Here is a 26,909-nt window from a genome sequence, read left to right as displayed (position 1 = left end):
CTTGTTGTAATTAATTGACATGATGTAGGATTTTAAATTTGGTAAATCACTTTATAATGGATTGCAGATGCCCATCCGAAACATGGCCGTCAAATACTGTGAATTCCTCGATCGAAAGGGCAGAGCATTTAATGTCCTTGTCGGTCTTTTCTGCGCGCTGTTCCTCGGAGCGATTGATTTTTATTCTGATCTATATATCGGGACAGATTACCCGCTAAATTTCTTTTACCTTTTGCCGGTAGCGTTCGTTGCCTGGTTTGCCGGCAGGAATGCCGCCGTTGCTATTGCCATCGCCTGCGTGGCGATCAAGATATCGATACTCGCCTCTTTTCCGGAAACGCTCTCCCTGCTGATCTGGATGAACGGCTCAGCCTTTGCTTTTTTTCTCGTTGTCGCCCTTCTCCTCGCCAAATTGCGGCAGTTGCTGGAGAATGAACGGGCCCTGTCACGCATCGACCACCTGACCGGCGCCGTGAACAGAAAAGTTTTTCTCGATGTTGCGACAAATGAAATCTACCGCCTGCGCAGACAGGATCAACCTTTCACCCTTGCCTACATTGACCTCGATAATTTCAAGGAAATAAATGACACCCGTGGCCATAGCGCGGGAGATTTCCTGCTGCAAACGGTGGTGGCGACCATATCTGATAATCTTCGCAGAACGGATGTTGTGGCACGGCTGGGCGGCGACGAGTTCGCCATCCTCCTCACCAATAGCGATGAGCAGGCGGCGCTCGTTGCTATTCACAAAATACGACAGCAACTGCACCTCAGTATATTACAGCAGAACCTGTCGGTGACCTTCAGTATCGGGGTACTCACCTGCACCGTTGCTCCCAACACCGTGGACGAGATCATTACCCTGGCCGATAATTTAATGTACGAAGTGAAAAAGAGCGGCAAGAACGGGATACGGCACGCTGTTTATGCCAGGTGTGCCGAGAGGTGGGGGATGACCGGGTAGGGTTTCATCATCTCACCCCCCCATTGAAACGGTTCACCGAGGAGGACATTGTGCTTGCGACGGCTGATATCCTTGATGAGCCCGACCAGTGTTTCCACCGCGAACGGTTTATAAAGACAGGCGTAAGCGCCCATCTCCATCCCCTGCTCGATAACGGTCGACATCTCGTTTCGATCGCCGGCGACCAAAACGACCGGCTTTCCGGGATAGCGGGCGCAAACCTTCTTGAGGATGTCCAGCCCGTCGCCATTAGCTGGCTTGAGATCAAGGATGATGAGCAGTTGGTACGCATGCTCCATGTGGCTGAGCACCTTTGCCGTATCTTCCTCGGTCTTGACATGATAGTCGCTGGACGGGAGGAACTCCTTGAGCCTCCGGGAGAACTCCGGATCGTCATCGACAATGAGAATACTACTCTTTTTTCTGAGCAGCGAGAGATAGGCAAGGAACTGCTGGAAGTCGATCGGCTTGGTAAGAATTGAAGCTGCGCCATGCAACTTCGCAGCAGCCATCTGTTCGTTACTGGCGTAAGCGCTCATCAGCACCACCGGAGTGTCAGGAGAGATGTCCTTGATCAACTTCAAGGTCGTAACTCCGTCAATTCCCGGCATCTTGAGATCCATCAGCACGCAGTCGAACATTTCTCCCTGCACGGCCTGCACAGCCTCTTCCCCCCGGGAGGCCGGCACGGCCTCATACCCCTTGACCCGCAAAATGTCGCAGATGGTTCGGAGCATGCGCCGGTCATCGTCGACGACCAGAATCTTTCGTTTTTCGCTCATATGTTTCCACTCTCGACCGGGAGGACCACCGTAAAGGTCGTTCTCTTCCCCGGCTCGCTCGCCACTTTAATCCTCCCGCCGTTAGCCTCTATCAGGTTTTTACAGACAACGAGTCCCAAACCGATCCCCTTGATCTTGGTGGAGAAGAGCGGCTGGAAGAGCTGCGGCATATTCTCCGGGGTGATCCCCTCGCCGCTGTCGGTGACAGAGATTTCGATAAATTCACCGGAGAATTTTGAGTTTTGACTTTTAGCCTTTGGATCGGAATTCACCGTCCTCACGTCATCATGCAATATTTGTCGCGCTGCGACCTGCACAACACCGCCGTCCGGCATCGCCTGCACGGCATTGGCAATCAAGTTCGTCAGCACCTGCCCGATCTGTGGCGGGTCGACTCTCAGGATCGGCATCGCCGCCGAGATATCGAGCGTGACCAAAACATTCTCGGGCATGCGGCAACTCTCCAGGTTTTGCCGGATCAGTTCTTCAGCGCTGATGGACTGCCGCTGCGGCGGTCTGGTCCGGGCGAAGTCGAGGAGGTCGGTGATAATCCGCAGGGAGTTGTCGATCTCCTTTTTGATGATATCGAGATACTCCTGTACGGTTTTGTCGGCACCGGCCAGGACCATCTTAAGAAAGTAGACAGCATTGCTCATCACCCCAAGGGGATTGCGAAGTTCGTGCCCGACACTTCCGGAGAGCTGACCGAGGATGGAGAGTTTTTCCTTGCGCACCAGATCTTCCTGAGCCTCCTGGAGTTGCACAATTTTTTGTCTCAATTCTACGTTCAACCGGCGGATCTCCTGTTCGTCCTGTTTCAATCGGGTGATGGTGCTTCGGGTGAGACTGACCACGATGAATACAAAGATTGCGCCGCCAAGAAAGATCGGACTCGCTACCAGTTCGTTAGGCAACTTGAGATTGCCGAGAAGAACAGCGGTGAAGAGCAAATAACCGGTCAGGAAGAAAAACATGAAGGTGATGATAATACGCCATTTTCGCTGCAGTTCGGCCGGAACCTCCGCCCGGATTTTTCGTCCCTGGGCAATGGCCGCAGCCATAAAGAGCGCCCCCAGCAGCACCAGAATGCTGGATATAACGGCAACGTTATTCATATGTTCTGCATACTCCCGCTCTCTACTCTGCTTTGTTGCGCTAACTTACTTTCCCTGCGTCGCCTTAAATTCGCTCATCTGTTGTTGAAAGCATTCCGGGCAAAGGCCATGACTGAAGTCTGCTTCCGAATGTTGTGAAATGTATTCCTCCATCTGGCGCCACTGATCCCCTTCATCCCGTATTTTCTTGCAATACATGCAGATGGAAAGAATCCCTTCCAGCTGTTTCACGCGGGCAAGGGAAGCTTTCAGTTCGGTGACCTTATCCGCGATCTCTTGCTCCAACCGGGCGCGCTCGGTGATATCCCGGGAGATATGAACAAGCCCGGTCGTTTCTCCGTCGCTGTCCTTGACCGGATAGATAATGACTTCGACAACTTGCTTGTTGCCATCCTTGCCGATATGAACATGCTGCGCGATTTTGGACTCACCCTTTGTCAGTAATTCATTGAGAGGACAGGGTTGATCAGGAGGCTCACAGGGGGATTGCCGATGATGGGTAACCGTGAAGCAACACTGCCCAACGATCTCCTCCATCTTCAGGCCGGTGTGCACCACCGCGGCCCGGTTGGCCCACAAGATCCTGTGATCATTGCCGATGAGGAGGATATTCTCCTTGATCCCCTGAGTCACATCGACGAGCATCTGTCGAGAGATGCTCAGCTCTTTTTCGGCGCTTTGCTTTTCGAGTGCCCGCTGGATTTGCAAAAGGAGCTGATCAAGATCATACGGCTTCAGGAGATACGAAAAGGCCCCGAAATTTGTCGCCTCAACCGCCGAAGCGACGGTGGCGCTGCCGGTCAGGATGATGACCTGTGTGGCCGGATAGAAGCCTTTGACTTTGCTGAGGATGTCGATGCCGGACATGTCCGGCAATCCAAGGTCGGTAAGGACCAGGTCGACCGGGGTTTTTTGCAGAAAAGCGAGACCCTCCGTACCGTCTCCTGCCACGAAGGTTTCATATCCCTTGGCATTGAGGATGTCGAAAAGGGTTTTATTCAAATTCTGGTCATCGTCGATGACCAGAATCACATTTTTTTTCATAGCTCAACCTTGCTTTCTTTCACCAGATTTTCCCCTCCCCTTTTGCCCGATGCAGGGGGTCTCATGAGATCGATGAGTCCCTCAGTTCTTGGATTGTCGCCAGCGTCAGCATCACTTTCGCTGGCGCCTAATTAATAATAGTAGCAGAAAAACATCGAAAAAACACGGGAATTCAAAGGTCTCGCACTCCATTGTAAAACTTCGAAAAAGTGATAAATTTGTAAACGAAGTAAGCAGAACCTTCGCAATAAACTTGATCATTGTCACCAGGGTGAAGGCAAACACAAGGAGAAAGAGGCATGAAAATATTGATGGTGCTGACGTCGCACGAAGAGTTGGGCAATACCGGGGAAAAGACTGGTTTCTGGTTGGAAGAATTTGCCGCCCCTTACTATGGTTTCAAAGATTCCGGTGCTGAGGTGATCCTTGCGTCGCCGAAAGGGGGGCAACCGCCTCTCGATCCAAAAAGTGCCGCAAAAGAGTTTCAAACTGCGTCTACCGAACGTTTTAACGCCGACAAGGATGCACAAAAAACCTTAGCCACGACCCTGCGGCTGAGGGATGTTTCTCCGGATGTCTACGATGCCCTTTTTTACCCCGGCGGGCACGGACCGCTCTGGGATCTTGTCGAGGATAAACATTCGATCAACCTCATCGAGATCATGTTTGCCCTCGGTAAACCCGTGGCAGCGGTCTGTCACGCTCCGGCAGTCCTCCTCCGTGCCCGGAAAGTGGATGGTTCGCCACTGGTGCAGGGAAAAGCCGTCACCGGATTCTCGAACTCGGAAGAAACCGCTGTCGGTTTGACGGAGATCGTCCCTTTTCTGCTCGAAGAGGAATTGCAGAAAATTGGCGGAAATTATTCCAGAGGAGCAGACTGGGGTGCTTATTTTGTCGACGATGGCAATTTGATCACCGGTCAGAATCCAGCGTCTTCGGAAGGAGCCGCCTTAGCGGTATTACGCAAATTTGACCATACTTCTTCGTGACAGCAGACGACCCGCAGGTCACGGTTTTATCTGTCGCCAAATACTGGTTACGACAGCAATCGCCTGGGAAAGAGGGGCCTGGAAAGGTTTATATGCGCTGTTATCAGGGGAAAACCATTCCCCGTCCGCCTGGACGCGGTAACGGCGAAGAATGGTGTCGCCCCACTTATTGTTCACCAGGGCAATATCGCCGCTCTTGATCTCCCCCCCCACCCTGAAAAGGATCAGGTCATTGTCCTGGATGCTCGGGGCCATAAAATCGCCATAGGCCGCCAAAGCGTAGCAGTCCGGATGGTTGCCGGGGACCGAAATGTAACCCAGAAGATCCTCAGGATCGACTTTTTGTGGAAATTCCCGGGAAATTCGTCGGAGTAGCGGCGTCAGGGGGACAGAAGATTTTCCCCCAGATCTGGCCGCGGGCAAAATTCCGGCGTCCAGCCCCCCCGCCCCTGAAGAGAGCCACTGCGCATCGATCTGGTACAGATGCGTCATGGCGATCAGCAGCGTCGCTGAAGGGGCTTTTCTGCCCCGCTCGACGCTGCTCAAAAAACCCTGAGCAATGCCCAGCGATTCGGCAAATTCCTTCTGGGTCAGATTGTGGCTCAGTCTCACCTGGCGAAACCGCTCACCTATGTCAATTTTGTTCATCATTCCCTTTCGCGATACGGGTTGGGCAAAAGTGATCCGCCTTGACATATTATGATATTCTTAATATATCTACATGAAATTTTTTGAGCAAGAAAATATTGCATTGATATGAACCTGGAAGGTTGAATTTATGGGTTATATCAGAAAGAAACTCTTTTTTCTTGTGGCGTTGGCGGTTCTTCCGGCCTTGGTCATCATTCTTTATGCCGGCCTGGATCAACGCCGTCAGGCCATCGATGCGGCCCGGCGCGAAGTTCTTTTCCTTGTCCAGAACATGTCCGAAACGCAGCAGGGGCGCCTTGAATCTGTGCGGCAGACCCTCTCTGTTCTCGCCTGGATGCCTGTAGTGCAGAATTTTGACATCACCGCAAGCAGTGCAATCTTTCGTGCCGTCAGCGAAGGGAACACGGCCTATTTCAATATTACAGCCGCGCATGTCAATGGCGATGTCTTTGCCTCAGCCCGACCTTTTGGCAGTATTAATCTGGCAGACCGCAAGCATTTCCGGGAAGCATTAACTAAAAAAGATCTGGCTGTAGGGGAATATCTGGTCACCAGAATAGGTGGGAATACCCCAGGCTTCGCTTATGCCTATCCCGTAACCGACAAAGCCGGAGAATCGCGGCTGGTCTTAACCCTGATACAGGGGCTCGATTCTTTTGCCGATTTGTTTGGGGTGGTCTCCTTGCCGGCAGGATCATTTTTGTCCATAACGGACCATCAGGGGATCCGGCTGTCTTATTACCCCCCTAGAGAAAAGACCAACGCGGTAGGCCGTCCGATTGCTCCCCGTGCCTGGGAGATGGTTAGAGGGGGGGAGGAGACAGGGGTGGCGACAGTACAGGGCTCCGACGGCATCCTCAGAATTGTGGCCTTTAAGTCCGTGCGGCTCAACCCCGCTGAGCCGCCCTACATGTATGTGTGGGCAGGAATACCCGAGGCTCAGGTTCTTGAGGACGCCAATAAAGTCCTGATCAAAAATCTCTTGTTCATGCTTTTTTCCACAATCGCAGCATTTGTCTTCTCCTGGCGGATCGGCAAAAAAACTCTTGTCGCGCCGATAAACAGTCTGGTGGACACGGCCAGTAACTTTGCCCGTGGGGATCTTCATGTCCGCAGTGAGTTGACAATCCTTCCCGGAGAACTGGGAGTTCTTTCCCGGGCTTTCAACACCATGGCCGCATCCCTGGAGAAGAGCCAGGGAGCGTTGAGCCAATCGGAGGCCAAGTACCGCGCCTTGTTTGAGCACAATGCTGATGGCTTGCTGGTCGTCGATCTGAAAACAAGACGAATCAGACACGCCAATCCGATGATCTGCAAGATGCTGGGTTATGCCGAGGAGGAGTTACTGGAACTGGGGGTTGAGGATCTTCATCCGGCCGCCGATCTCCCGCAGATTCTCGCGGCGTTTGCAGCGATGGCCAGACAAGAGGTTGTTAGCTCGGAAGATATTCCGTGTCGCTGTAAGGATGGAACTATCTTCCTTGCCGACATTAATGCAGCCCGTATTGATTTTGATGGGGTGCCTTGTTCCATCGGGATGTTTCGAGATGTCACCGAGCGTAAACAGAAAGAGCAGCAACTCATTGAAAAAAATGCCGAACTAGAGCGCTTCACCTATACGGTGTCCCACGACTTGAAGAGCCCGGTGGTGACGATAAAGAACTTTCTTGGTTTTCTGGAAAAAGACCTGGAGACAGGTGACCAGAAGAAGATCGGGTGCGACCTGGATTACATGCACAGGGCGACCGACAGGATGGAGCAGTTGTTGACCGATCTCCTTTCCCTTGCTAAAATCGGCCGGATAACAACCGTCAGGGAGTCGATTCTTTTTCGTCAGTTGGTCGGGGAAGCCATATTTATCCTGGCCGGTCCCATTGCGGAGCACCGTGCGCAGGTGCAGGTTGTCGATGTCCCTTTGATCCTTTGCGGCGATCGGTCGCGCCTGGTCGAGATCTGGCAAAATCTTATCGATAACGCGATTAAATACCGCTCGCTTCACACCCTGTTGACGATTGAAATTGGCTTGGAGTCAACAGCAGAGGGGCCGGTCTTTTATGTTCGTGATAACGGTGTGGGGATCGATCCGTGCTATCACGACAAGATCTTTGCTCTTTTCGATCAGCTTAACCCCGAAGTCGAGGGTTCCGGGCTCGGCCTGGCCTTGGTGAAACGCATCGTCGAGCTGAACAAGGGGCGCATCTGGGTCGAATCCGAAGGAGGTGGGACGGGAAGCTGTTTCCGCTTTACCCTGCCTGACGCCATCAATAAACCGGGAGATAATTAATGGACGGTGAACCGATCGTTATTTTGCTGGCCGAGGACGATGCGGCTCATGCCGAAATTGTGCGCAGAAACATGGAGCGTTCCCGCGTTGCCAACAAGCTGCAACATGTGGCTGACGGGCAGGACGCTCTCGATTACCTTTACCGCCGTCATGCTTACAGCGATCCGGAGCGTTCGCCCCGGCCCGGCCTGATCCTCCTCGACTTGCACATGCCCCGGGTCGATGGTCTGCAGGTGCTGAAAACCGTCAAGAACGACCCGGACTTTGCCCGGATTCCGGTAGTGGTTCTGACAACCTCGGCCGCCGAGACGGATATTGCCAAGGCATATGATTGCCATGCCAACAGCTATCTTGTCAAACCCTTTGATTTTAATAAATTTTCCGAGCTACTGGCGGTCCTCGGCTATTACTGGTTGGCGTGGAACCGAATCTCTAGCGACGGTAAAGAGGTAACGCATGAGTAACGGGAGGACGACCATCCTCATTGTCGAAGATGAGGCAGCACATGCCGAGGCAATCTCCCGGGCACTCTGGAGCAAAGAGGACCGGGTGAGAATCCTGGTCGTCGCCACCCTGGCAGAGTATCGCCAGACTATCGTGGCTGATCCCCCTGATATCGTGCTGATGGACATAAATCTTCCCGATGGCTGTGCCATTGATGTCTTGAATGCCTCAGAAGCAGAGAGAGCCTTCCCGCTGCTGGTCATGACCGCCTACGGCAATGAAGGGTTGGCGGTCGAGGCGATGAAAGCCGGCGCCTTCGATTACCTGGTCAAATCGACCGAGGGCTTCGCCCGCATGCCCCAGACCGTGCACAGTGCTCTGCGGGAATGGAAGCTGCGCCAGGATCATCAACAAATAGAGTCCGCCCTGCACGAAAGCGAGGAGCGTTTCCGGACTCTTCTCCAAAAGGTGCCGACCATCGCTTGCCAGGGCTACGCCATGGACGGGACGGTCCACTACTGGAATCATGCCTCCGAGAGGTTTTATGGCTACACTGCAGCTGAAGCTATCGGGCGCAATATCCTGGAACTGATCATCCCGCCGGCAATGCGCACAGAGGTCAAGAGTGCCATGGAAACGATGGTGGCAACCGGTCAGGGCCCCCCTCCCTCCGAGATGTGCCTTCGGCACAAGGAGGGGAGAGAAGTGGAAGTCTATTCAAGTTATGTCATTTTGCAAAAGCCCGGCCGCGACCCCGAGCTTTTCTGCCTGGACGTCGATATCACTGCCCGCAAGAATTACGAAAGACAGCTGGAGCACCTGTCTACTCATGATGATCTGACCGGTTTGGCCAACCGGGCTTTGCTGTTTGATCGCCTGGCGCAGTCACTTCACTATGCCCATCGCTCCAGGCGCCTTGTGGCTGTCCTGTTGGTCGACCTCGACCGCTTCAAGGTTATCAACGACAGTCTTGGCCATGACTTCGGCGATCAAGTGCTGTGCGCCGTGGCCCAGCGTCTGCTGCAAAATGTGCGTGAGGCGGACACCGTGGCCCGAATGGGGGGGGACGAATTTGTCGTTCTTCTCGCCGAGGTGGCTGATGCCGAGGATGTAGGCCTGGTGGCGAGAAAAATCCTCGACAATCTGAGCCGACCTTACCAGGTCGGCCATCGGGAAATCATTATAACTGCCAGTCTTGGCATCAGCCTTTATCCCAAGGATAGCGATAACGGCGCCATGCTGATTCGTAATGCCGACATCGCCATGTATCGGTCGAAACGGGATGACCGCAGCAACTTCTGTTTTTATGCTGCGGAGATGAATAAGCATATTCAGGAGACGATGGAACTCGAAGGCGAGTTGCGACATGCTTTGGAACGGAAGGAATTCTGTCTACACTACCAGCCCAAGATCGACCTGCTCAACGGTCGTATCATCGGTAGCGAAGCGCTGGTCCGCTGGCACCATCCGCAACGGGGGATGGTTTCCCCTGCTGACTTTATCCCCTTGGCCGAAGAGACAGGGTTGATTGTGCCCCTCGGCGCCTGGGTCATGAAGGAAGCGTGTCAGCAGGCCAGAGTCTGGCAGGAGATGGGCTTGCCGGCCCTCGGTGTTGCTGTCAACCTTTCGGCGCGGCAATTTCGCCGCGGGGATTTGCCGCAGGTCGTCAGAGAAATTCTGCAGGAGACCGGACTTGAACCGTGCTTGCTGGAGCTGGAACTCACCGAAAGCATGGTCATGGATGATCCTGCCGGGGCAGAAGAGACCATGCGTGCCCTCAAGGAGATGGGTGTGCGCCTGAGTCTTGACGACTTTGGCACCGGCTATTCCAGCCTCAACTATCTGCGCAGTTTTCCGGTCGACAGTCTGAAGATTGACCGCTCCTTCATCAACGATGTCGCCACTGATCCCAGTGGCGCTTCCGTCGTTGCCAGTATCATCGATATTGCCCACAACCTGGGTCTGACCGCTGTCGCCGAGGGGGTAGAGACTCTTGAGCAGCTGAAATTCCTTTCCGGCTGTGACTGTAACATGTTTCAAGGGTATCTCTTCAGCAAGCCCCTGCCGGCCGGGGAGTTTGCCGCCCTGCTGCGCAGTGGCAGGCAGATGACTATCGATGCCTAGATCTACCCGTTGCCGGCGGCGCTGTTGCGCTCAATGAAGACCGACCACGACGGTGGCACTTTTTACTTCTTCGGAGTACGGGCATGACACGCAGGCTTCAATATTTCCTCCTCTTCAGCATGGTTCTGCTGACACTGGTTGTCATCCCGCCGATGGTTAGCGCGCAGCCGCCGGTGACGTCCGCGGCGGAAATTGATTATCCCCCCTTCAGCATTGTCACTGCCGACGGCCGGGTCGATGGCTTTTCGGTGGAATTGCTGCGGGCTGCCCTCAAGGCCATGGGCCGCGACGTGTCCTTTCACACCGGACCCTGGTCCGAGGTCAGAGCTTTGCTTGAAACCGGTGAGATTCAAGCTTTGCCACTGGTCGGGCGCACTCCGGAACGGGAAGCCCTCTTCGATTTTACCTTTCCCTACATGACCCTGCATGGCGCTATCGTTGTGCGCGCTGATAATAGCACCATCCGCACCATGGAAGACTTGCGCGGCCATAAAGTTGCTGTCATGCAAGGCGACAATGCCGAAGAATTTCTGCGGCGAGAAGAGCGTGGCATCACCTTGATAACCACACCAACCTTTGAAGAAGCGCTGCACGCTCTGAGCACTGGTGACTATGACGCTGTTGTCATGCAAAGGCTGGTGGCGCTCCGCCTGATTCAGGAGGGTGGAATCCCCAACCTGCGGGTCGTTGACCACCCCATTGAAGGATTTCGCCAGGATTTCAGTTTTGCGGTTAAGGAGGGCGACCGCGCGACTCTTGCCGTATTAAACGAAGGTTTGGCTCTGGTCATCGCTGACGGCACTTATCAGCGCCTCCACGCCAAGTGGTTTGCCGCTCTGCAATTACCCGCCCGGCAACGCTTGATCGTCGGCGGGGACGCTGCCTTTCCCCCTTATGAATACCTCGATAACCGCGGCAATCCCACCGGGTTCATTAGCGAACTGACCCGGGCCATAGCGACGGAGAGCGGCCTTGATGTCGAAATTCGTCTTGGATCGTGGCACGCGGTTCTGCAACAGTTGGAAGCGGGAGAGATCGACATTATTCAGGGGATTTTCTATTCCCCGGAACGTGACCGAATTTTCGACTTTGGGCCGCCCCACCTGGTGACCCATTATGTGAGCGCGGTCCGGCGCGGGGAGATCGCCGCGCCAAATTCTTATGAAGAGTTGACAGGTTTGCGGATTATTGCGCAGCGCGGCGATGTGATTGTCGAAGAACTGCGGGCCCTCGGTCTGACCGAGCTGCTGACGCTAGTCGATTCCCAGGAAGAAGCTCTGCGGGAATTGGTGCAAGGGGAGCATGATTGTGCACTGGTCGCACGGATTCCCGCTCTGTCTCTGATCGAAAAAAATGCTTGGGCAGGGCTGCAGCTCGGCCGGAAAAGTCTGCTTGAGCGCAAGTATGCCTACAGCGTAAAAGCCGGGCAGCAAGCCTTGCTGGCAAAGTTCAGCGAAGGGTTGCAAGTATTGCAAGCCAATGGCGAATACCAGCGCATTCAAGATAAATGGCTGACGCACTATCGGGAACCTCCTCATACCCTGTGGGTTGCCTTGCGGTATTCTGCGATTGTTCTGATCCCGTTGCTCATCGTTCTGGCGCTGATTACGTTATGGTCCTGGACATTACGCCGACAAGTGGCCAAGCGGCTCAGCGAGCGCAAAGCCGCCGAAGCCGCCCTGCAGCAGAAGAACGAGGAACTGGAGCAGTTCGCCTATATCGTTTCTCACGACCTGAAAAGTCCTTTAATCACAGTCAAATCCTTCCTGGCTCTGCTGCGGCAGGATATCGCTGCCAACCATACCGAACTGATCGACAAGGACATGGCTTATATCCAAGGTGCCGCCGACAAGATGGAGCGCTTGCTTGCCGCCCTTTTGCGACTGTCCCAGATCGGCCGCATTGACAACCCGGCGGAGACGGTTCAACTTAAAACCTTGATCGACGACTGTTTGGCTACGCTGGCCGGTTCCCTCCGGCAGCAACAGACCGCTATCGTCACCGACGCTTCTCCCCTGCAACTGCGTGGAGATCTCTTGCAGCTGGGACAGATCTGGCAAAATCTCATTGAAAACGCCATCAAGTATCGTGGCGATCAACCGCAACTGCGGATCGAGATCGGGGTGGAGGAACTGGAAAGAGAAACAGTTTTTTTCGTCTGCGATAATGGCATGGGAATAGAACCGGAACACGCTGAGCGGATCTTTAGACTCTTTGCCCAGCTCAATCCCGGCAGTGACGGCACTGGTCTGGGGCTGACGCTGGCGAAAAAGATCGTGGAACTTTATCAAGGCCGAATCTGGCTGGAGTCACAAGGAAGAGGGCACGGCTGCTGTTTTCGTTTCACCTTGCCTGCAGCGCTGTCCCGATGATGACGAGACGGCCACATCTCTGATGGTTTCAGATTGATTCTACTTGACATGTAGCTGGCAATATTTCTAATATATTTATCTGAAATTTTTTTTGCTAAAAAAAATTACATAGAAATATCCAGTAGATTAAAACTACGGGGACACCGCAAGATGGTTCCTTATCTTGCGTTCGATGAAGACAGTCGCAAGATCCCGGCTTCATCGAAGATAGGAGTGTTATGGATTTGTCGATCTCTAAAAATGATTTCGATTTTTATGTTCCGTTGATGATCGCATTTTTGGGGTGGGTGGTCCTGTTCGGCTTTCTTTATAATAATTATACCCAAACCAATCAGGATATCGTTACCCTCATCACCTCATCCGGGGGGAATGTCAGTGCCCAGTACACCCTCCTGCTCTTCTTCTCCCCCCTTATTTCCAGCATTATCGGTTACGCTGTCTGGCGCAGACTCTTTCAATACAAAACCCGATACCTGAACGAAATGCGTATTAAAAATCTCGCCGAGAGTGAACTCATCGAGATTATCGACAGCCTTATCCTGAGCTTTGTCAATGCCCTCGATGCCAAGAGTCCCTGGACGAAGGGTCATTCTCTCCGGGTCAGGGATTACAGTCTGCTGCTCGCCCAGGAACTCGGGTTAAGTGAGGCGCAGCGCGAACTGCTCAGTATCTCAGCGTTATTGCATGATATTGGTAAGATTGGTACCTATGACGACGTCCTTAACAAGGTCGATCCCTTGACGGATGCCGAGTTTGAGCTTATCAAGAAGCATCCTGGCAACGCTGTCGCGATTCTCTCCCCCATCCAAAAATTTCAGGTCTTTCTTCCCTGCATAAGGAGCCACCACGAACGGATGGACGGTTATGGCTACCCGGATGGTCTCGTCGGTGAAGAGATTCCTTTTCTGGGGAGAATCCTTTGTGTTGCCGATGCGTATGACGCCATCGTCTCGGCCCGACCTTACAAAGCGCAGATGACCAAGGCGGAAGGGGTCAATGAAATCCGCAATAAAGTCGGGACACAGTTCGATCCTCGCGTCGTTGCGGCCTTGATTTCCATTCATGACCGGCCGGCTTTTGATTCGGTCGGGAAAGAACCTGCTGGAGATTCCCGATAATTTATGTAAAAATATCCATGAACTTCAGCTGGGCAGGTGCAGATTTAGTTTGTGAAATAACAAAATCTGCCGACTTATTGGGGCACGATTCCGATCATTATCATAGAAGTTCTACGCATGCTCTGTAAATCAGAGGTCACAGGAGACAAGCCGTGGAAAAGAAAATTATCTTATTCGCTGATGCGACACTCTTTTTTGTCGGTATGGAAAAAACCTTTTTCCTCAGGGACAACTTTGAGCTGAGGACTGCATATACCGGGAAGGAAGTGTTAGAGGTCGTCGCTTCCTCCTGTCCGGACATCGTCTTTCTTGACTTTAATCTTCCGGAGATCAGTGGTGAAGAGTGTTGTCGCCGGATCAAGGCCGATGTCAATTCAATGCATATCCCGGTGGTCATAGTCACGGATGAGGGGAGAGAAGAGGATCTGGAGAGGTGCCGGCAGGCCGGCTGTGACGATGTGATCCGTAAACCGATCAACCGTGAAGAGTTGATCGTCATCACTAAAAAAAATCTCAATATTCAGGTACGAGCACTCCCCAGGTATATAGCACGGATGCGGGTTAATTTCGGTCCGAATGGCAGCCAGCTCCTTTCAGAGTACACTCTCAACCTGAGTACCGGTGGGGTATTCCTCGAAACCGTGAATCTGATGGCGGAGGGGACGCCGCTGATCGTAGAGTTTGTCCTGCCACATCGCAACATCGCTATCCGCTGCAAAGCCAGTGTTGCCTGGGTGAATCACCCTGATATGATCCGGAACCCAAATCTGCCGACCGGGATGGGGGTCCAGTTCCTCGATCTCAGCACGGAATCGATTGAGGCTATTCGCAGCTATATCAATGAAGAAAATCTCGCGCCCGTATGGTGAGAAGACAAAGATATTTTGAAATTTATTTAGTAAAAGCTTCGAAATATGCAGTTATGTGAGGGAATACTATTTCCAGCGGACCTGGAGAGAGGCTGCAATGCCTTATAGGGGGTCGACCATCAATGAATGATAAATTGCGTAGCGTGCTACTCGTTGAGCACTCTGCGTCGCAACGCGAAGAGTTGGCGGGAAGGTTGCGCAAGGAGATTGATTGCGTTGTCCATGCCGTTGGCAGTCCTGGCGAAGCGGCAGAGATCCTGGCCGGGGGTGCGGTCTGTGTTCTGATCATCGGTCTTGACCTTCCTCTGCACGAAGGGCTCTCCTTGCATAAATTCGTCCTGAGTCATCACGGTCAGGTGCATGTCTTGCCGGTCGTCCCCCTCGGCGACCAGGAGAAGATTGCCGAAGTCCTGCGGGCCGGGGCCTTCTGTTACATCAACTCCCCTTACAATTTCACCGAAGCAGTTATCGTTACCGCTCGCGCCCTCTACTTTTACGATCTCCTCTTTCATCAGGAGAAGCGTGGCGCCAAGGTCCGCAAATCCGACGGATTTTATGGCATCATCGGTAAATCGTCGCAGATGGAGGAGGTTTACGAACTCATCGGCAAATTGGCGGAAGATAGCAGCACCGTGCTCATTCAGGGAGAGAGTGGTACCGGCAAAGAACTGGTCGCGCGGGCGTTGCACGCCCACAGTCATCGCAGCCTGAAAAATTTCGTCCCGATCAACTGTGCCGCTATTCCGGAAGATCTCCTTGAAAGTGAACTCTTCGGCTACCGCAAGGGGGCCTTTACCGGTGCCCTGCTCACCAAGATCGGCCACATCCAGTATGCCGATGGCGGCACCCTCTTTCTTGATGAAATTGGTGATATGCAGCCAAATCTTCAGGCCAAGTTGCTGCGAGTCATTCAGGATCGCACCTTTGTGCCGGTCGGAGGTCTCGAGCCGGTTTCGGTCGATGTCAGAATTATCGCCGCCACCCACCGTGACCTCGAAGCCCAGGTTGCTGCCGGAAATTTTCGCGAAGATCTTTACTACCGCCTGAGCGTCATCCCCCTGACCCTGGCGCCGCTCCGTGAACGCCAGGGGGACATTCCTCTGCTACTCGATAAATTCGCTCAGATCTTTAATCGCAACCGCACCGCTCGCCTGCAAGGCTTTACACCCGAAGCGCTGGCCGCCTTACGCGCTTACCCCTGGCCGGGGAACGTTCGTGAGCTGGAAAATCTTATGCAGAGACTCGTCGTCCTTTACGGAGGACGTACGGTCGGACTCAATGATCTCCCTGAAAAATATGCCGCGCTACCAAGGCCGCTGTTGACTCCAGATCTTCCTGCGCTCAGGGAGGAAATCCATATCGGTCCAGACGGTATCGACTTTGATAGCACTATTCGCGATCTTGAAGAAAAGCTGATTCGCAAGGCACTGCAGCTCACAAATGGCAACAAAAAAGAGGCTGCCCACCTCCTCCGGCTGAATCGCACCACCCTGCTTGAGAAGATCAAGAAAAAAGGGCTTGATTTCAGGTGACGCTTTTCTGAACCAGAGTCGCCATCTCTACCTGTATTTTTGCCGGATCGATCCTGGCGCGCTGGAGCAACTCCCCCCAGCTTGTCCCTCCCTCTCTGATTTGCTGATAAAATTGCTTCACCGGTTGGCGGCTCTTGGCGCTGATCAAGGCCGCGAGAATCATCTCCTGGCTGGTTGCTCCGGCCTGCCGCAGGCCTGCCAGTTCTTCTTTGCCATGAAGACGAAAGCGCAATAACAGTTCGTCGACCACCGCAACCGCCAGTTCTTCGTCTGAGACTTCTGTCTTCAAGGCTGCCGTTAACCGCTCTCCCGGCATCGTCAACGAAGTGGCGACTGGTCGCCAGGAACCCTTGTCTTTACGTTCTTGCATCAGCTTTTCCGGATCAACTCCAGATTGGGCGGCGAACCAGTAAGCAATCCAGAGGTCATCGGCCGCCGCCCCTTGCTGTTTCTTGACGACAATCGATTTCTTCTCCACACCAAAGACGGCCGCGAAAAAGGCGTTTTGAGTCGTTGCCAGAAAATAAGGGTCGGCCCCGGTGGGCCGGCCCGGATCATAGGAACGGTCGGTAAAACAGTGACAGGTGATGGCGGGAATAGCCCATGCTCCGGCCGGAAAGACGAAGAGCAACAATAGTCCAACACAGAGGTTTCTCCAGGTTACGAATCGCATAGTTATCCTTTTTCGGCAGTGAAAACCAGGACGCAGGGGATGAAGTGTGAATGGTCAAGCGCGATTTTGTCGTCACGAGTATAGGCGATCCTTATTTTCTGTCCCTTGACCCAGGTCAAGGGGAGAAAGGGATCGCGGCGGCGAGGTGTCCTTTGCAGTCTGCCGGGAGAAATCAACAAACGGTAAAAAGAAATTGTTTTTTGCAAGCTGACCATAAGATCATGTTGCGATGCATACCCTTTTTTGCACTTACAAGAGAACTTAAGCATGAGGAGACTTTTGCATGTCAGTCATAGACCAGAGCATCAGTAAACGCCTCCTCTTTGCCATTATCCTCACCGCCCTGACTCTGGTGGCGGAGATTGCCGGCGGCCTCTGGTCCAATTCACTGGCACTCCTCTCCGACGCCGGTCATGTCTTTCTCGATCTCTTTGCCCTCCTCCTCTCTTTGGGGGCGATCAAACTCGCTGCACAACCGGTCAGTGGCAGACACTCCTACGGCTGGCACCGGGCCGAGGTGTTGGCGGCCTTGCTCAATGGCTTGACAGTTCTACTGATGGCATTGCTGATCCTTTACGAAGGGGGCAAGCGGTTCTTGTCCCCCGAAGAGGTGAAGACCATGCCGATGCTGGTCATTGCCGTATTCGGACTGATTGCCAATCTGCTGGCGGCTAAAGGTCTGCACGGCCACGCCCGGGACGACCTGAACGTGCGTAGCGCTTTTCTCCATGTTCTGGGGGATGCGGCGGCATCGGTGGGGGTGATTGCCGGAGCGCTGTTGATGCACTTTACCGGCTGGTATCAGGCCGATCCGATCATCTCCATCGCCATCGGATTACTGATACTGGTGGGGGCGGGGCGGGTGCTGCGGGATGCTATTCACATCCTCATGGAAGGGGCGCCCCGCGGGCTGAGCGTGGGCCAGGTCGCGGATTACCTGCGCACCATCGACGGGGTTATCGATCTCCATCATGTCAATCTCTGGTCCATCTGTTCTCACATCACGGCCTTCTCGGCCCATCTGGAGATAACCCCGGAGAGCGAGGCAAACCGGGCGGAATTACTGCACCGCATTGAACATCAATTGCAGGAACGTTTTCATATCAACCATACGACCATTCAACTGGTGTGCACGGGTTGCAGCGGCGGTCCGCTGATCAAGGAATTGGGCCATGGCGATCAATCCGACAATGGCTGCAGGCATTGAACAAGGATTAACGGCACCTTTGCCTCTCGGCATTGACACAGCATCCCGGAGTCATCGCCTATGTTTGCTGCTGGCAACCCGACTTGCAACTCAACGGCCACAGCTCAGGCGCAGTGCACAGCGTCGCGCGAGTTCGCCTTGACGACATACATCGCTTGGTCGGCTTTGGCAACGAGATCATCCTTGTTGGTGGCATCTTCCGGGAAGGTGGCAATACCGAGACTGGCAGTGAGCTGCGCCGGGGGGAGGTTGGTGTTGACAAGAAAATGATGCTGACGCAGAGCCACAAGGAGATGGTTGCAAAGAATCAAGGCGCCGGCCTTGGTGGTCTCGGGGAGGATCAGTACAAACTCATCGCCGCCATAGCGGGCGGCAAAGTCTATCTTGCGAATATGATCCCGGAGGAAATCCCCGAATTCGCCGAGCAGCAGACTGCCGATGAGGTGGCCATGGGTATCGTTGATAGTTTTGAAGAAGTCGAGATCAATAAAGACCAGGGAGAGTTCCTTATTGTAACGACCGGCACGCTCGACCTCAATCTCGATAAGCCTGGCCATGTGCCGGGAATTATAAAGACCGGTGAGATCGTCGGTGATCACCAACTGCTGGATCCGTTGATAGTTACGGGCGTTTTCAATGGCAATGGCGGCAAAATCGGCAATGGTGGCAAGCAGAAGCAGGTCGTCTTCGACAAACCCTTCATCGAAAGGGTTGATCAGCTCGATGACGCCAAGGGTGCAGTCAGCGCTCCTGAGGGGGACGCAGGCGATAGAGCGGGTGGCAAAAAAGTTGTCCCGATCATTCTCGGCGCAAAAACGCCCATCCTGCTGCACATCCTGCAGCAACAGGGCCTGGCCGTGCGTAGCAACCCAGCCGGCGATCCCCTGTCCGGCGGGAAGCCGCTTCCCTTTCAGCCGCTCCGCCGCCGGCGAGACAACAACTTCAAAGATCAGTTCCTGACTCCTTTCGTCGAGGAGGAGCAGAGACCAGGTGCTCGCCTTGATCGTCTGGCAAACGCTGGTCATGACCGCATTGAGAACTTCATTCAGATCCAGGGTGGCGGTGAGGGCCTTGCCGAGCTCAACCATTGTCTCCAGCTCGTCATTACGCCGGCGCAGGGCGGCGAGCATTCCACTATTGCGGGAGGTGACGTTTTCCCTCGTCATACGAGATCCTTTTTACAGGCAGCAAGGCCGCTGGCAAGATCAGGATAAAGGAGCTCCCCCCCGAGACGCTCGCGCATACGACGGTTATCGAGACGGCGCGATTCACTAAAGTAGGACAGGAGCAAGGGGGGCATACACTCTTTGGCTTGCGCCATCGTCACCTGCGGCGGCCGGGGGAGGGAAAAAGCATCGGCAACGGCGTTGAAATAGTCCGTCATGGTCGAGGTCTCGCCGTCGCAGATGTTGATAATCTCGCCATCTTCCCCCTGATCGGCAGCCACGAGGCAAAGACGGGAAAGATCGTCGGCGTGAATGCGGTTACTAAAGGGGGACTCTTCGCTGCGCAGCACCGGTGCCCCCTCCCGGAGACGATTGAGCGGCAAACGATTAGCGCCGTAAATCCCGGAAACCCGAAGGGTGACGATCTTCACACCCCGATTGCGGCCCCAGGAAAGGAGGAGACTTTCGGCATCAAGCCGGCGCCGGGCACGGCTGGTGGTGGCTTTGGTCGGCGTCTCTTCAGTGACCAGCGCCCCCTGCTGATCGCCGTAGACACCGGTGGTGCTGAGATAAACAATTTTTTCCGGCTCCTGTCCCGGCTCGATGGAAGCGAGCAGGACACGCAGACGGACATCGTACTCACCACCTCCCGGCGGCGGGACAGTGTAGAGAACCGTTGTCCCGGCAGGATGCAGCTCCCGGACCGGAGCGGCGGTGTCGTCCAGATCACCTAAGACGGCGGCAATTCCGTCGGCCCGCAGTGCCGCGGCTTTCTCGCTGGAACGCACCAGAACTGAAACCGTCCGCCCCGCTGCCAGCGCGAGGGCAGCAACGCGCTGGCCGATATCCCCGTAGCCGACAATCAACAACGCCGTACTCATAACTCCTCCCGAAGACTCTTGCTCACCAGTTCGCCAAGATCACGGGACAGCGTCCCCGCCCGGGCCAGGCTTTGCAAAGATTGATGCATGGCGCTGCCATACGGTTCAGCGAGGGTCCGCCAGCGGCTCAGAGAGCTCGCCAGGCGCGTGGCAATCTGTGGATTCAAACGGTCAAGAGCTAGGACTTCGCCGGCGATAAACTCATAGCCCTGCCCGTCGCTGCGATGAAAACGGCCGGGGTTGCTGTGAGCAAAAGCACCGAGCAGGGAACGCACCCGGTTGGGGTTGCGCAAAGTGAAATCCGGATGGGCGCGCAGGCGCAGAAGATCACTGAAGACCTCTTCGCTGCCCGCCAGCGCCTGCAAAGTAAACCATTTGTCGAGAACCAGGGGATCATGCTGCCAGCGTTGGTGAAACTCCGCCAGGGCGTCATCGTGGCCGGGCAGATCTTCATCGACAAGGATCGCCAGGGCCGCGAGACGGTCGGTCATGTTTCCGGCCGCCAAAAACTGCTGGTGACAAGCCTGGGCTGCCCCCTGGCGATCGCAGCGGGCGAGCATGGCAAGAGCGGTATTCTTCAGACTCCGCCGCCCGACAGCCGCTCCGTCCGGCGTATAAGGGGAACACTCCTGTAATCCTTCATAGAGACACCACAATTCGGCAATCAACGGTTCGGCCAGGGCAATCCGCAAGCCTTGCCGGGCATCGTGCAGAGCCAGGGGCTCCGCCGGGAGCTGCAGGTCAAGAAGGGTGGTGACCGTCGGTAAGGTCAGGGCTAAAGCGCGTAGCGCCGGATCGCCATGATGGTCGAGGAGGAGACGCTGATAAGCGACCGCGTGGGTCTGGGGCAGAACCCGCAAGGATGGATCGCTTTCCGCGGCATGGCGCAACAGCAGATCCGTGAAGAGTTGCTGTCCGGCTTCCCAGCGGCAGAAGCTGTCGCTGTCGTGCGCCAGGAGAAAAGCGCGCTCACTTTCATCGAGATCATCGTGCAGCCGCACCGGTGCCGAGAAACCGCGCAGCAGAGAAGGAAGGGTTCCGGGCGGCACATCGACAAGTTCCAGCACCGCTTCCGCCGTTTGCAGCTCGATGACGCGGCTTCCGGCCGGCCGCAGTTCTTCACCGTCACAGCACACCGGAAGTTCCTCCCCCTGCGGACCGATCAGACCGATGGTGATGGGGAGATGGAGCAGCTCTTTTTCGGGTTGACCGGGGGTCGACGCCAGGCTTTGGCGGAAGGTCAGGGTCAAGCGGTAGCGCTGCGAATCATAGAGACGCGTCACCGCGACCAGCGGCGTACCGGCCTGAGTGTACCAGCGGCTGAACTGCTGGAGATCGCGGCCCGAAACCTCCTCCATGGCCCGGAGAAAATCGTCGATTGTCGCCGCTTCACCATCGTGGCGGGAAAGATACAGGGTGACGCCGGCGTGAAAAAGCTCCGCGCCGAGGAGGGTGCGGTACATGCCGATCACTTCCGCCCCCTTGTTGTAGACCGTCGCCGTGTAAAAATTGTTGATCTCTTCGTACGACTCCGGGCGCACCGGATGCGCCATCGGTCCGCCGTCTTCAAGGAACTGGGAAGCGCGCAGGGTGCGGACATCCTGAATCCGCTTCACCGCCCGCGAACCGAGATCCGCCGAGAAGTTCTGGTCGCGGAAGACGGTGAGCCCTTCCTTGAGGGAGAGTTGAAACCAGTCGCGGCAGGTAACGCGGTTGCCGGTCCAGTTGTGAAAATATTCGTGGCCGATGACCTCGCGAATCGACTGGTAATCGGCATCGGTGGCGGTCTCCGGACAGGCGAGGACGTAGCGGGCGTTGAAGATATTGAGTCCTTTATTCTCCATCGCCCCCATGTTGAAATCACCGACCGCAACGATCATGTAGATATCGAGGTCGTATTCGAGGCCGTAGACCTCTTCATCCCAGCGCATCGCCTCCTTGAGGCTGGCCATGGCATGCGCACATTTGTCGATGTTGGCGGCTTCGGCATAGATGCGCAGATCGACACTCCGTCCACTCCGGGTGACAAAGGTGTCGACCAGGGCGGCCAGGTCGCCGGCGACGAGAGCGAAGAGATAAGAAGGCTTGGGAAAGGGATCGACCCAGCGGGCAAAGTGCTGTCCGTCGCTGAGTTCGCCGCTCTCCAGAAGATTGCCGTTACTGAGCAGGACGGGATAGCGCTGACGGTCGGCAATGAGGGTCACAGAATAGCGGGACAGGATGTCGGGACGATCAGGGAAGTAGGTGATGCGGCGGAAGCCTTCGGCTTCGCACTGGGTACAGAAGCGGCCGCTCGACAGATAAAGACCTTCAAGGGCGGTATTGGCTTGCGGATGGATTGCTGTCTCGATCTCCAGGGTGAAGGCGGCCGGACAGTCGTGAATCACCAGAGTCTCCGCATCGCGCTGATAAGCGGCCGGATCCAGATTGCTGCCATCGCGGCGCAGAGCCAAAAGTTCGAGATTGCGGCCGAGCAGGGTCAGCGCTGTGGCAGTCGCCTGCGGGGTGCGCTGCAGCCGCAGACGCGACACCACCAGAGTCGTTTCCTCGCCGAGGGTAAAGGTCAGCTCAACGCTCTCAACCCGATAGTTCGGGGGGAGGTAGTCACAACGCCGGATGGTGCGGTTGGCAATTCCATTCATGCTCTAACCTCGAGAATAGCGCTGATCAGCCCTTGAATCATTAGCATGTTCAGCGGCGCAGGACAATTTTTCTGGATGGAAAGGAGCAAATTTCTTCAACTCAAAAGGAGTTGATGCGGCGGATAAAGGCAATCAACAGTCCGAAATTGCGATGATTAAAGGGGACGATCAAGCGCGGAATGAGGAGAAGATCGGGCTGATCGCTCTCTTTTGCCAGAGCCACGGACGAGGTGCGGATGCGCTGACCGGGCGACAGAATCTCGCTGAATTCGCTCTGAAGAATATCGACTTCCTGTGCGGACAGCTCTTTGGTCGTGCGGATAACCAGATCTTCGCCAATGTAACGACTGGAGTGGTAGACCCGATAAAAATCATCAATGACCTGCACCGCTTCCTCTGGGCTGCGGGTCAGGGTAAAGAGACCAAAATCTTCACCGGAGATCAGACCGCGTTTGAGCAGGGTGTTACGCATGAAGCTGAAGAGGTTCTCCCAGTAGCCGCCATGATCATCATCGACCAGAACCAAAGGGATCGGCGGGTTTTTGCCGGTCTGAATCAGGGTCAGGGTCTCCATCGCTTCATCAAGGGTGCCAAAACCGCCGGGAAAGAGGGCGACGGCATCCGCCTCTTTGAGAAAAGCGACTTTACGATTAAAGAAATATTTATAGGTGATCACATTCGGACTGTTGACCATGACCGGATTGGTGCTTTGTTCGAAGGGGAGAGAAATATTGATGGCAAAGGAATTTTCCGCCCCGGCTCCCTCATTCCCCGCTTGCATGATTCCACCGCCGCCACCGGTAATCACCATGTAGTTGCGCTCGGCGAGCAGGCGGGAAAAATCGAGACATTTCTGGTAGATCGGATCCGTCCTCTCGGTGCGCGCCGAACCGAAGATCGTCACCTTGCGGCGGCTGCGGTGCGGACCGAAGACTTTTGCGGTAAAGCGCATCTCTTTCATCGTCGTGCGCATCAGTTTGAGATCGGCGGGGTAGGCGATCTCCTGTCCCGCCTTTAACGCCGAAAGGATCATCTCGCGCACCATCCGACTCGACTGCGCTTGCGTGCCGGCAAGTCCAACCTGGGCGATCAGCGCATCGATCTGTTCATCGATAACACCATTACTCCGATCAAAATGGATGTCCATCAGCTCTCCTTGGTGTGGATTTAATCGCAGCGCCGGAGAAAGGGGGCCGCACCGAGGGTCTCGGCACGAATCAGCAGCCCCTGCGGACCCGCCCCGGCATAGCGGCTCGCAAAACTTTCGTAAAGGGCCCGCAGCGCCGTTTCCAGCGTCGCCAGGCGTTGCCGCTGTGCTGCGGGCAACTTCTCTTCTACCTGCTCACAATTGAAGGTTATGCAATTAAAGGGCCGCCGCGCCGGCGGGAAGAGACAGCCGGCCGGTCCGAGCTGCGGGCAGGGCGCGCTGAAATCCGCAGGGAGCTCCTCTCCGGCCAAAAGGTAGAAGAGGATATTCGCCAGGCCGGGATGATTCTTTCCCTGACCGCAGCAATGCTCCGGGCAGCAGGCGCACAGGGCTTCGCTGCCACACCCCCGTACACAATCGTGCAACTCTTCCTGGAGCAAGGCGATCGCCGCCAGACGGGCAGAGATCCATGCTCTCTCGCTCTCGTCAAGGATGGCGACTTCACTGCGCAGGGAGTCAATAATCTGACTCCAGCGCTGTTCAGGGCTGGCAACAGCTTGATTCATGTTCTGACAATCCATAACCGTACCGTGCCGCGCAGACACGTTAAAAAAGATGGCCGGAGAAGGCCGTAAGCCGGGTTCTGTTCTGTGATGCCGTTACCCGCAACGCAGTGACGATCATTCCTCTAGGACTGTCGTTGCCGACAGCCTCAAGCAACCGTACCCGGGAGCTTCGGACGGGCCGTCCTCAAACGCTCCCCTATTTGGTCTTGCTCCGGATGGGGTTTACCGAGCTTTCGACGTCACCGCCGAAACTGGTGAGCTCTTACCTCACCCTTTCACCCTTACCCGCAGATCGAAATCGAGCGGGCGGTCTTCTCTCTGTGGCACTTTCCCTGGGGTCGCCCCCGGTCCCCGTTAAGGACCATCCTGCCCTGTGGAGCCCGGACTTTCCTCCCGTCCCTTACGGAACCGGCGATCGTCTGTCCTTCTCCAGCCATCTTTTTATAAAAAAACACTCAAGCTTCGCCGATATAAAGGAGGCGGCTGCACAAGGGGCAGCTGAGAATCTCCCGGGTGGTGTAGAGATTATTATAGAGCTGCGGCGGCAACAGCATATTGCAGCCGGTACAGGCCCCCTTCTGGGCAGGGACGACGGCAACCCCGTGCCGCCGCTCGATGAGCACCTGATAACGCTTGCCCAGCGATGGCGGGATTTGCCCGAAAAGTTCTTTGCGCTGTGCTTCACGGGCGCTGGTATTCGCCTTGATTTCGTCGATTTGCGCCTGAATCAGGGAGATCCGCTCTGTTGTGCGCTCGGCAACGGCAGCGAGTTCGGCATCCTTCTCCGCCTTCTCGGCAGCAAGGGCAGCGATCTCTTCGTTTTTACTTTTGGTCCGGTCCTGAATCTCCTTATTGACCTTCTTGGCCGTATCGATCTCCTTGAGAACCGCGACATACTCTTTCTGCGTTTTGATCGCCGGCAGCCGGCCTTCCGCCTTGACGACGTTGTCCTGTTCGACAGAGAGGGCGCAATCGAGTTCCGCCAGTTCGCTCTCCAGGGTGGCAAGATCTTCGCCAAGGGTCGCAACCATCCCCTCAACGCGCACCCGCTCGGCCGTCAACTCCCCGGCCTCATTCTCGAGAACCGCTAGTTGCCGGCGGACATCGTTCAATTCCTGATCAAGATCTTGAAGATTTTTGAGAATGATCAATTTTTCTTGCACATTTTCCTCCTGGGCTGGTGTTCGTAGCGTACCCGGTTACGGGTTAGATAGATAAAAACGGATCTTGTCCGGATGCAGATTCGATAAACTCCACGGGGAGCTGGCGCCTATGGGCAGCAGCTCGTAATTTTTTTGCCAAGCCCGCCACCATCAACACTTCAGTGGCAAAGTGACCGGCGTCAATCAGAGCAAGGCCGAGGTCAAGGGCATTGCGGGCATCATGGTACTTGATATCTCCGGTCACCAGCAGATCTGCCCCCTGCCGCTGCGCGTCAAAGATCAGGGACGCGCCGCTGCCGCCGCAACACGCCACTTTCCGGACCAGCCGTTGCGGATCGCCGACCAGACGAAGGGAGTTTGTCCCTAAAGCAGCACTGATCTGCCGGGCATAATCGTGCAGCGGCAACGCTTGCGGCAGCCGGCCGATGCGGCCCAGGCCGAGGTCGTTACGGCGGTTTTGCAGCAGGAACAGGTCGTAAGCCGGCTCTTCATAAGGGTGGACTTTATGCATTTTATCGACGACTTTGGCGACGCGCTCGGCGGAGACGATGGTCTCGATACGGATCTCCGCCGGCGTACTTTCTTCCCCCGGAGTGCCGATAAAAGGGGTGCTGGTGGCGCCGGGACGGAAACGTCCGGTGCCGACACTGGCAAAGGAACAGTGATCGTAAGCCCCGATCGTCCCGGCGCCGGCGGCAAAGAGGGCGCTCTCCACCGTCTCTTCATGCCCGACCGGGACATAAACAACCAGTTTATACAGGGGGAGAGTCGCGCCCTGCAGCGGCAGAATCTCCTGGATTCCGATCTTGGCAGCAAGCCAGTCATTGAGTCCGTCGGCGCCGCAATCAAGATTGGTGTGAGCAGCGATGATGGCAAGATTGGCAGAAATCGCCTGCATCAACAGGCGACTGTTCGGGTCGAGGGCGCTGATATTTTTCAGGGGACGGAAAATCAGAGGATGATGGCTGACAATGGCCTGAACATTAAGTGATTGTGCTTCGGAGAGGGTCGCTGCGGTGACGTCGAGAGCAATCAGAACACGCTCGAGCGGGGCAGTTGGATCCCCGACTTGCAGTCCGACATTGTCCCAATCCTCAGCCAGAGAAGGGGGGTAGTCGGTGTGAATAAGGCCGATGAGGTCTTGTATGCGGGCGGGATTTCGTCGTTTCATGCTGC

Annotated in this window: 23 protein-coding genes and 1 other RNA gene; 10 read left to right on the top strand and 14 right to left on the bottom strand. The window is 55.3% G+C overall.

Translation table 11 applies throughout. The features are described 5' to 3' along the window. Positions 1-67: 67 nt before the first annotated feature. Positions 68-964: a GGDEF domain-containing protein gene (locus CVU69_07660; protein PKN12352.1), complete on the top strand. Its 897-nt coding sequence runs from the start codon at positions 68-70 to the stop codon at positions 962-964. On the opposite strand, the gene CVU69_07655 is transcribed toward CVU69_07660, so the two are convergent. The 3 genes from CVU69_07655 to CVU69_07645 are packed head-to-tail and all read right to left on the bottom strand — an operon-like array spanning position 925 to position 3,905. After that, positions 925-1,746, bottom strand: a complete 822-nt coding sequence (locus CVU69_07655) for a response regulator (protein ID PKN12351.1) — start codon at positions 1,744-1,746, stop codon at positions 925-927. The two genes, CVU69_07660 and CVU69_07655, sit on opposite strands and share 40 nt — an antisense overlap. Further along, on the bottom strand, positions 1,743-2,861 hold the full coding sequence (locus CVU69_07650) for a hypothetical protein (protein PKN12350.1): 1,119 nt from the start codon (positions 2,859-2,861) through the stop codon (positions 1,743-1,745). The genes CVU69_07655 and CVU69_07650 overlap by 4 nt, the downstream gene beginning before the upstream one ends. 45 nt (positions 2,862-2,906) lie before the next feature. Beyond that, positions 2,907-3,905: a hypothetical protein gene (locus CVU69_07645; GenBank protein ID PKN12349.1), complete on the bottom strand. Its 999-nt coding sequence runs from the start codon at positions 3,903-3,905 to the stop codon at positions 2,907-2,909. 299 nt (positions 3,906-4,204) lie between these two features. Between CVU69_07645 and CVU69_07640 the strand changes: the two genes are divergently transcribed. After that, positions 4,205-4,894 carry a type 1 glutamine amidotransferase domain-containing protein gene (locus CVU69_07640; protein PKN12348.1) on the top strand — a complete coding sequence of 230 codons (690 nt, stop codon included), beginning with the start codon at positions 4,205-4,207 and terminating at the stop codon, positions 4,892-4,894. An 18-nt stretch (positions 4,895-4,912) separates the two neighbouring features. Here CVU69_07640 and CVU69_07635 read toward each other — a convergent pair whose 3' ends face one another. Then, entirely contained in the window at positions 4,913-5,545 is a 633-nt protein-coding gene (locus CVU69_07635; protein ID PKN12347.1) for a Cro/Cl family transcriptional regulator, read from the bottom strand. Between the two features lie 127 nt (positions 5,546-5,672). Between CVU69_07635 and CVU69_07630 the strand changes: the two genes are divergently transcribed. From CVU69_07630 to CVU69_07600, 7 genes are all read left to right on the top strand, one after another. After that, complete coding sequence (locus tag CVU69_07630; GenBank protein PKN12346.1) at positions 5,673-7,829, top strand: hypothetical protein; 2,157 nt, start codon at positions 5,673-5,675, stop codon at positions 7,827-7,829. Next, a complete protein-coding gene (locus CVU69_07625) occupies positions 7,829-8,293 on the top strand; it encodes a two-component system response regulator (protein PKN12345.1) in 465 nt (154 codons plus the stop codon). Before CVU69_07630 ends, CVU69_07625 begins: the two co-directional genes overlap by 1 nt. Beyond that, complete coding sequence (locus CVU69_07620) at positions 8,286-10,397, top strand: two-component system response regulator (protein PKN12344.1); 2,112 nt, start codon at positions 8,286-8,288, stop codon at positions 10,395-10,397. The genes CVU69_07625 and CVU69_07620 overlap by 8 nt, the downstream gene beginning before the upstream one ends. An 83-nt stretch (positions 10,398-10,480) precedes the next feature. Beyond that, positions 10,481-12,769 carry a hypothetical protein gene (locus CVU69_07615; GenBank protein PKN12343.1) on the top strand — a complete coding sequence of 763 codons (2,289 nt, stop codon included), beginning with the start codon at positions 10,481-10,483 and terminating at the stop codon, positions 12,767-12,769. A 218-nt stretch (positions 12,770-12,987) separates the two neighbouring features. After that, a complete protein-coding gene (locus CVU69_07610; protein PKN12342.1) occupies positions 12,988-13,887 on the top strand; it encodes a hypothetical protein in 900 nt (299 codons plus the stop codon). Positions 13,888-14,039: 152 nt separating this feature from the next. After that, on the top strand, positions 14,040-14,756 hold the full coding sequence (locus tag CVU69_07605; protein PKN12341.1) for a hypothetical protein: 717 nt from the start codon (positions 14,040-14,042) through the stop codon (positions 14,754-14,756). 122 nt (positions 14,757-14,878) lie between these two features. Continuing rightward, positions 14,879-16,288, top strand: coding sequence for a sigma-54-dependent Fis family transcriptional regulator (locus CVU69_07600; GenBank protein PKN12340.1), 1,410 nt, complete (start codon positions 14,879-14,881; stop codon positions 16,286-16,288). On the opposite strand, the gene CVU69_07595 is transcribed toward CVU69_07600, so the two are convergent. Further along, positions 16,281-16,961, bottom strand: a complete 681-nt coding sequence (locus CVU69_07595) for a hypothetical protein (GenBank protein PKN12339.1) — start codon at positions 16,959-16,961, stop codon at positions 16,281-16,283. The two genes, CVU69_07600 and CVU69_07595, sit on opposite strands and share 8 nt — an antisense overlap. A gap of 2 nt (positions 16,962-16,963) precedes the next feature. Then, positions 16,964-17,176 carry a hypothetical protein gene (locus tag CVU69_07590; GenBank protein PKN12338.1) on the bottom strand — a complete coding sequence of 71 codons (213 nt, stop codon included), beginning with the start codon at positions 17,174-17,176 and terminating at the stop codon, positions 16,964-16,966. A gap of 68 nt (positions 17,177-17,244) precedes the next feature. Here CVU69_07590 and CVU69_07585 point away from each other — a divergent pair, with 68 nt between their 5' ends. Then, a complete protein-coding gene (locus tag CVU69_07585) occupies positions 17,245-18,168 on the top strand; it encodes a cation transporter (GenBank protein ID PKN12337.1) in 924 nt (307 codons plus the stop codon). A gap of 104 nt (positions 18,169-18,272) precedes the next feature. On the opposite strand, the gene CVU69_07580 is transcribed toward CVU69_07585, so the two are convergent. The 8 genes from CVU69_07580 to CVU69_07545 form a co-directional block, all read right to left on the bottom strand. After that, positions 18,273-19,334 carry a sensor domain-containing diguanylate cyclase gene (locus tag CVU69_07580; GenBank protein ID PKN12336.1) on the bottom strand — a complete coding sequence of 354 codons (1,062 nt, stop codon included), beginning with the start codon at positions 19,332-19,334 and terminating at the stop codon, positions 18,273-18,275. Beyond that, the gene (locus CVU69_07575) at positions 19,331-20,215 is read right to left on the bottom strand and encodes an NAD(P)-dependent oxidoreductase (protein ID PKN12335.1); all 885 of its coding nucleotides are present in this window, start codon (positions 20,213-20,215) and stop codon (positions 19,331-19,333) included. Before CVU69_07575 ends, CVU69_07580 begins: the two co-directional genes overlap by 4 nt. Then, positions 20,212-22,857 (bottom strand): aminopeptidase N, encoded by a 2,646-nt coding sequence (locus tag CVU69_07570; GenBank protein PKN12334.1) that lies wholly within the window; start codon positions 22,855-22,857, stop codon positions 20,212-20,214. Before CVU69_07570 ends, CVU69_07575 begins: the two co-directional genes overlap by 4 nt. 100 nt (positions 22,858-22,957) lie before the next feature. Next, positions 22,958-24,004: a TIGR00730 family Rossman fold protein gene (locus CVU69_07565; GenBank protein PKN12333.1), complete on the bottom strand. Its 1,047-nt coding sequence runs from the start codon at positions 24,002-24,004 to the stop codon at positions 22,958-22,960. 20 nt (positions 24,005-24,024) lie between these two features. Continuing rightward, the gene (locus CVU69_07560; GenBank protein ID PKN12332.1) at positions 24,025-24,570 is read right to left on the bottom strand and encodes a hypothetical protein; all 546 of its coding nucleotides are present in this window, start codon (positions 24,568-24,570) and stop codon (positions 24,025-24,027) included. A 51-nt stretch (positions 24,571-24,621) separates the two neighbouring features. Beyond that, positions 24,622-25,001: RNase P RNA component class A (gene rnpB / locus CVU69_07555), an RNA gene on the bottom strand. A gap of 24 nt (positions 25,002-25,025) precedes the next feature. Next, positions 25,026-25,733, bottom strand: coding sequence for a hypothetical protein (locus CVU69_07550; GenBank protein PKN12331.1), 708 nt, complete (start codon positions 25,731-25,733; stop codon positions 25,026-25,028). A 43-nt stretch (positions 25,734-25,776) separates the two neighbouring features. After that, positions 25,777-26,904: a Nif3-like dinuclear metal center hexameric protein gene (locus CVU69_07545; GenBank protein ID PKN12450.1), complete on the bottom strand. Its 1,128-nt coding sequence runs from the start codon at positions 26,902-26,904 to the stop codon at positions 25,777-25,779. Positions 26,905-26,909 lie beyond the last annotated feature (5 nt).

Source organism: Deltaproteobacteria bacterium HGW-Deltaproteobacteria-4 (assembly GCA_002841765.1).
Lineage (GTDB): Bacteria > Desulfobacterota > Desulfuromonadia > Desulfuromonadales > UBA2197 > UBA2197.
This window is presented reverse-complemented; position numbering and strand designations above follow the sequence as displayed.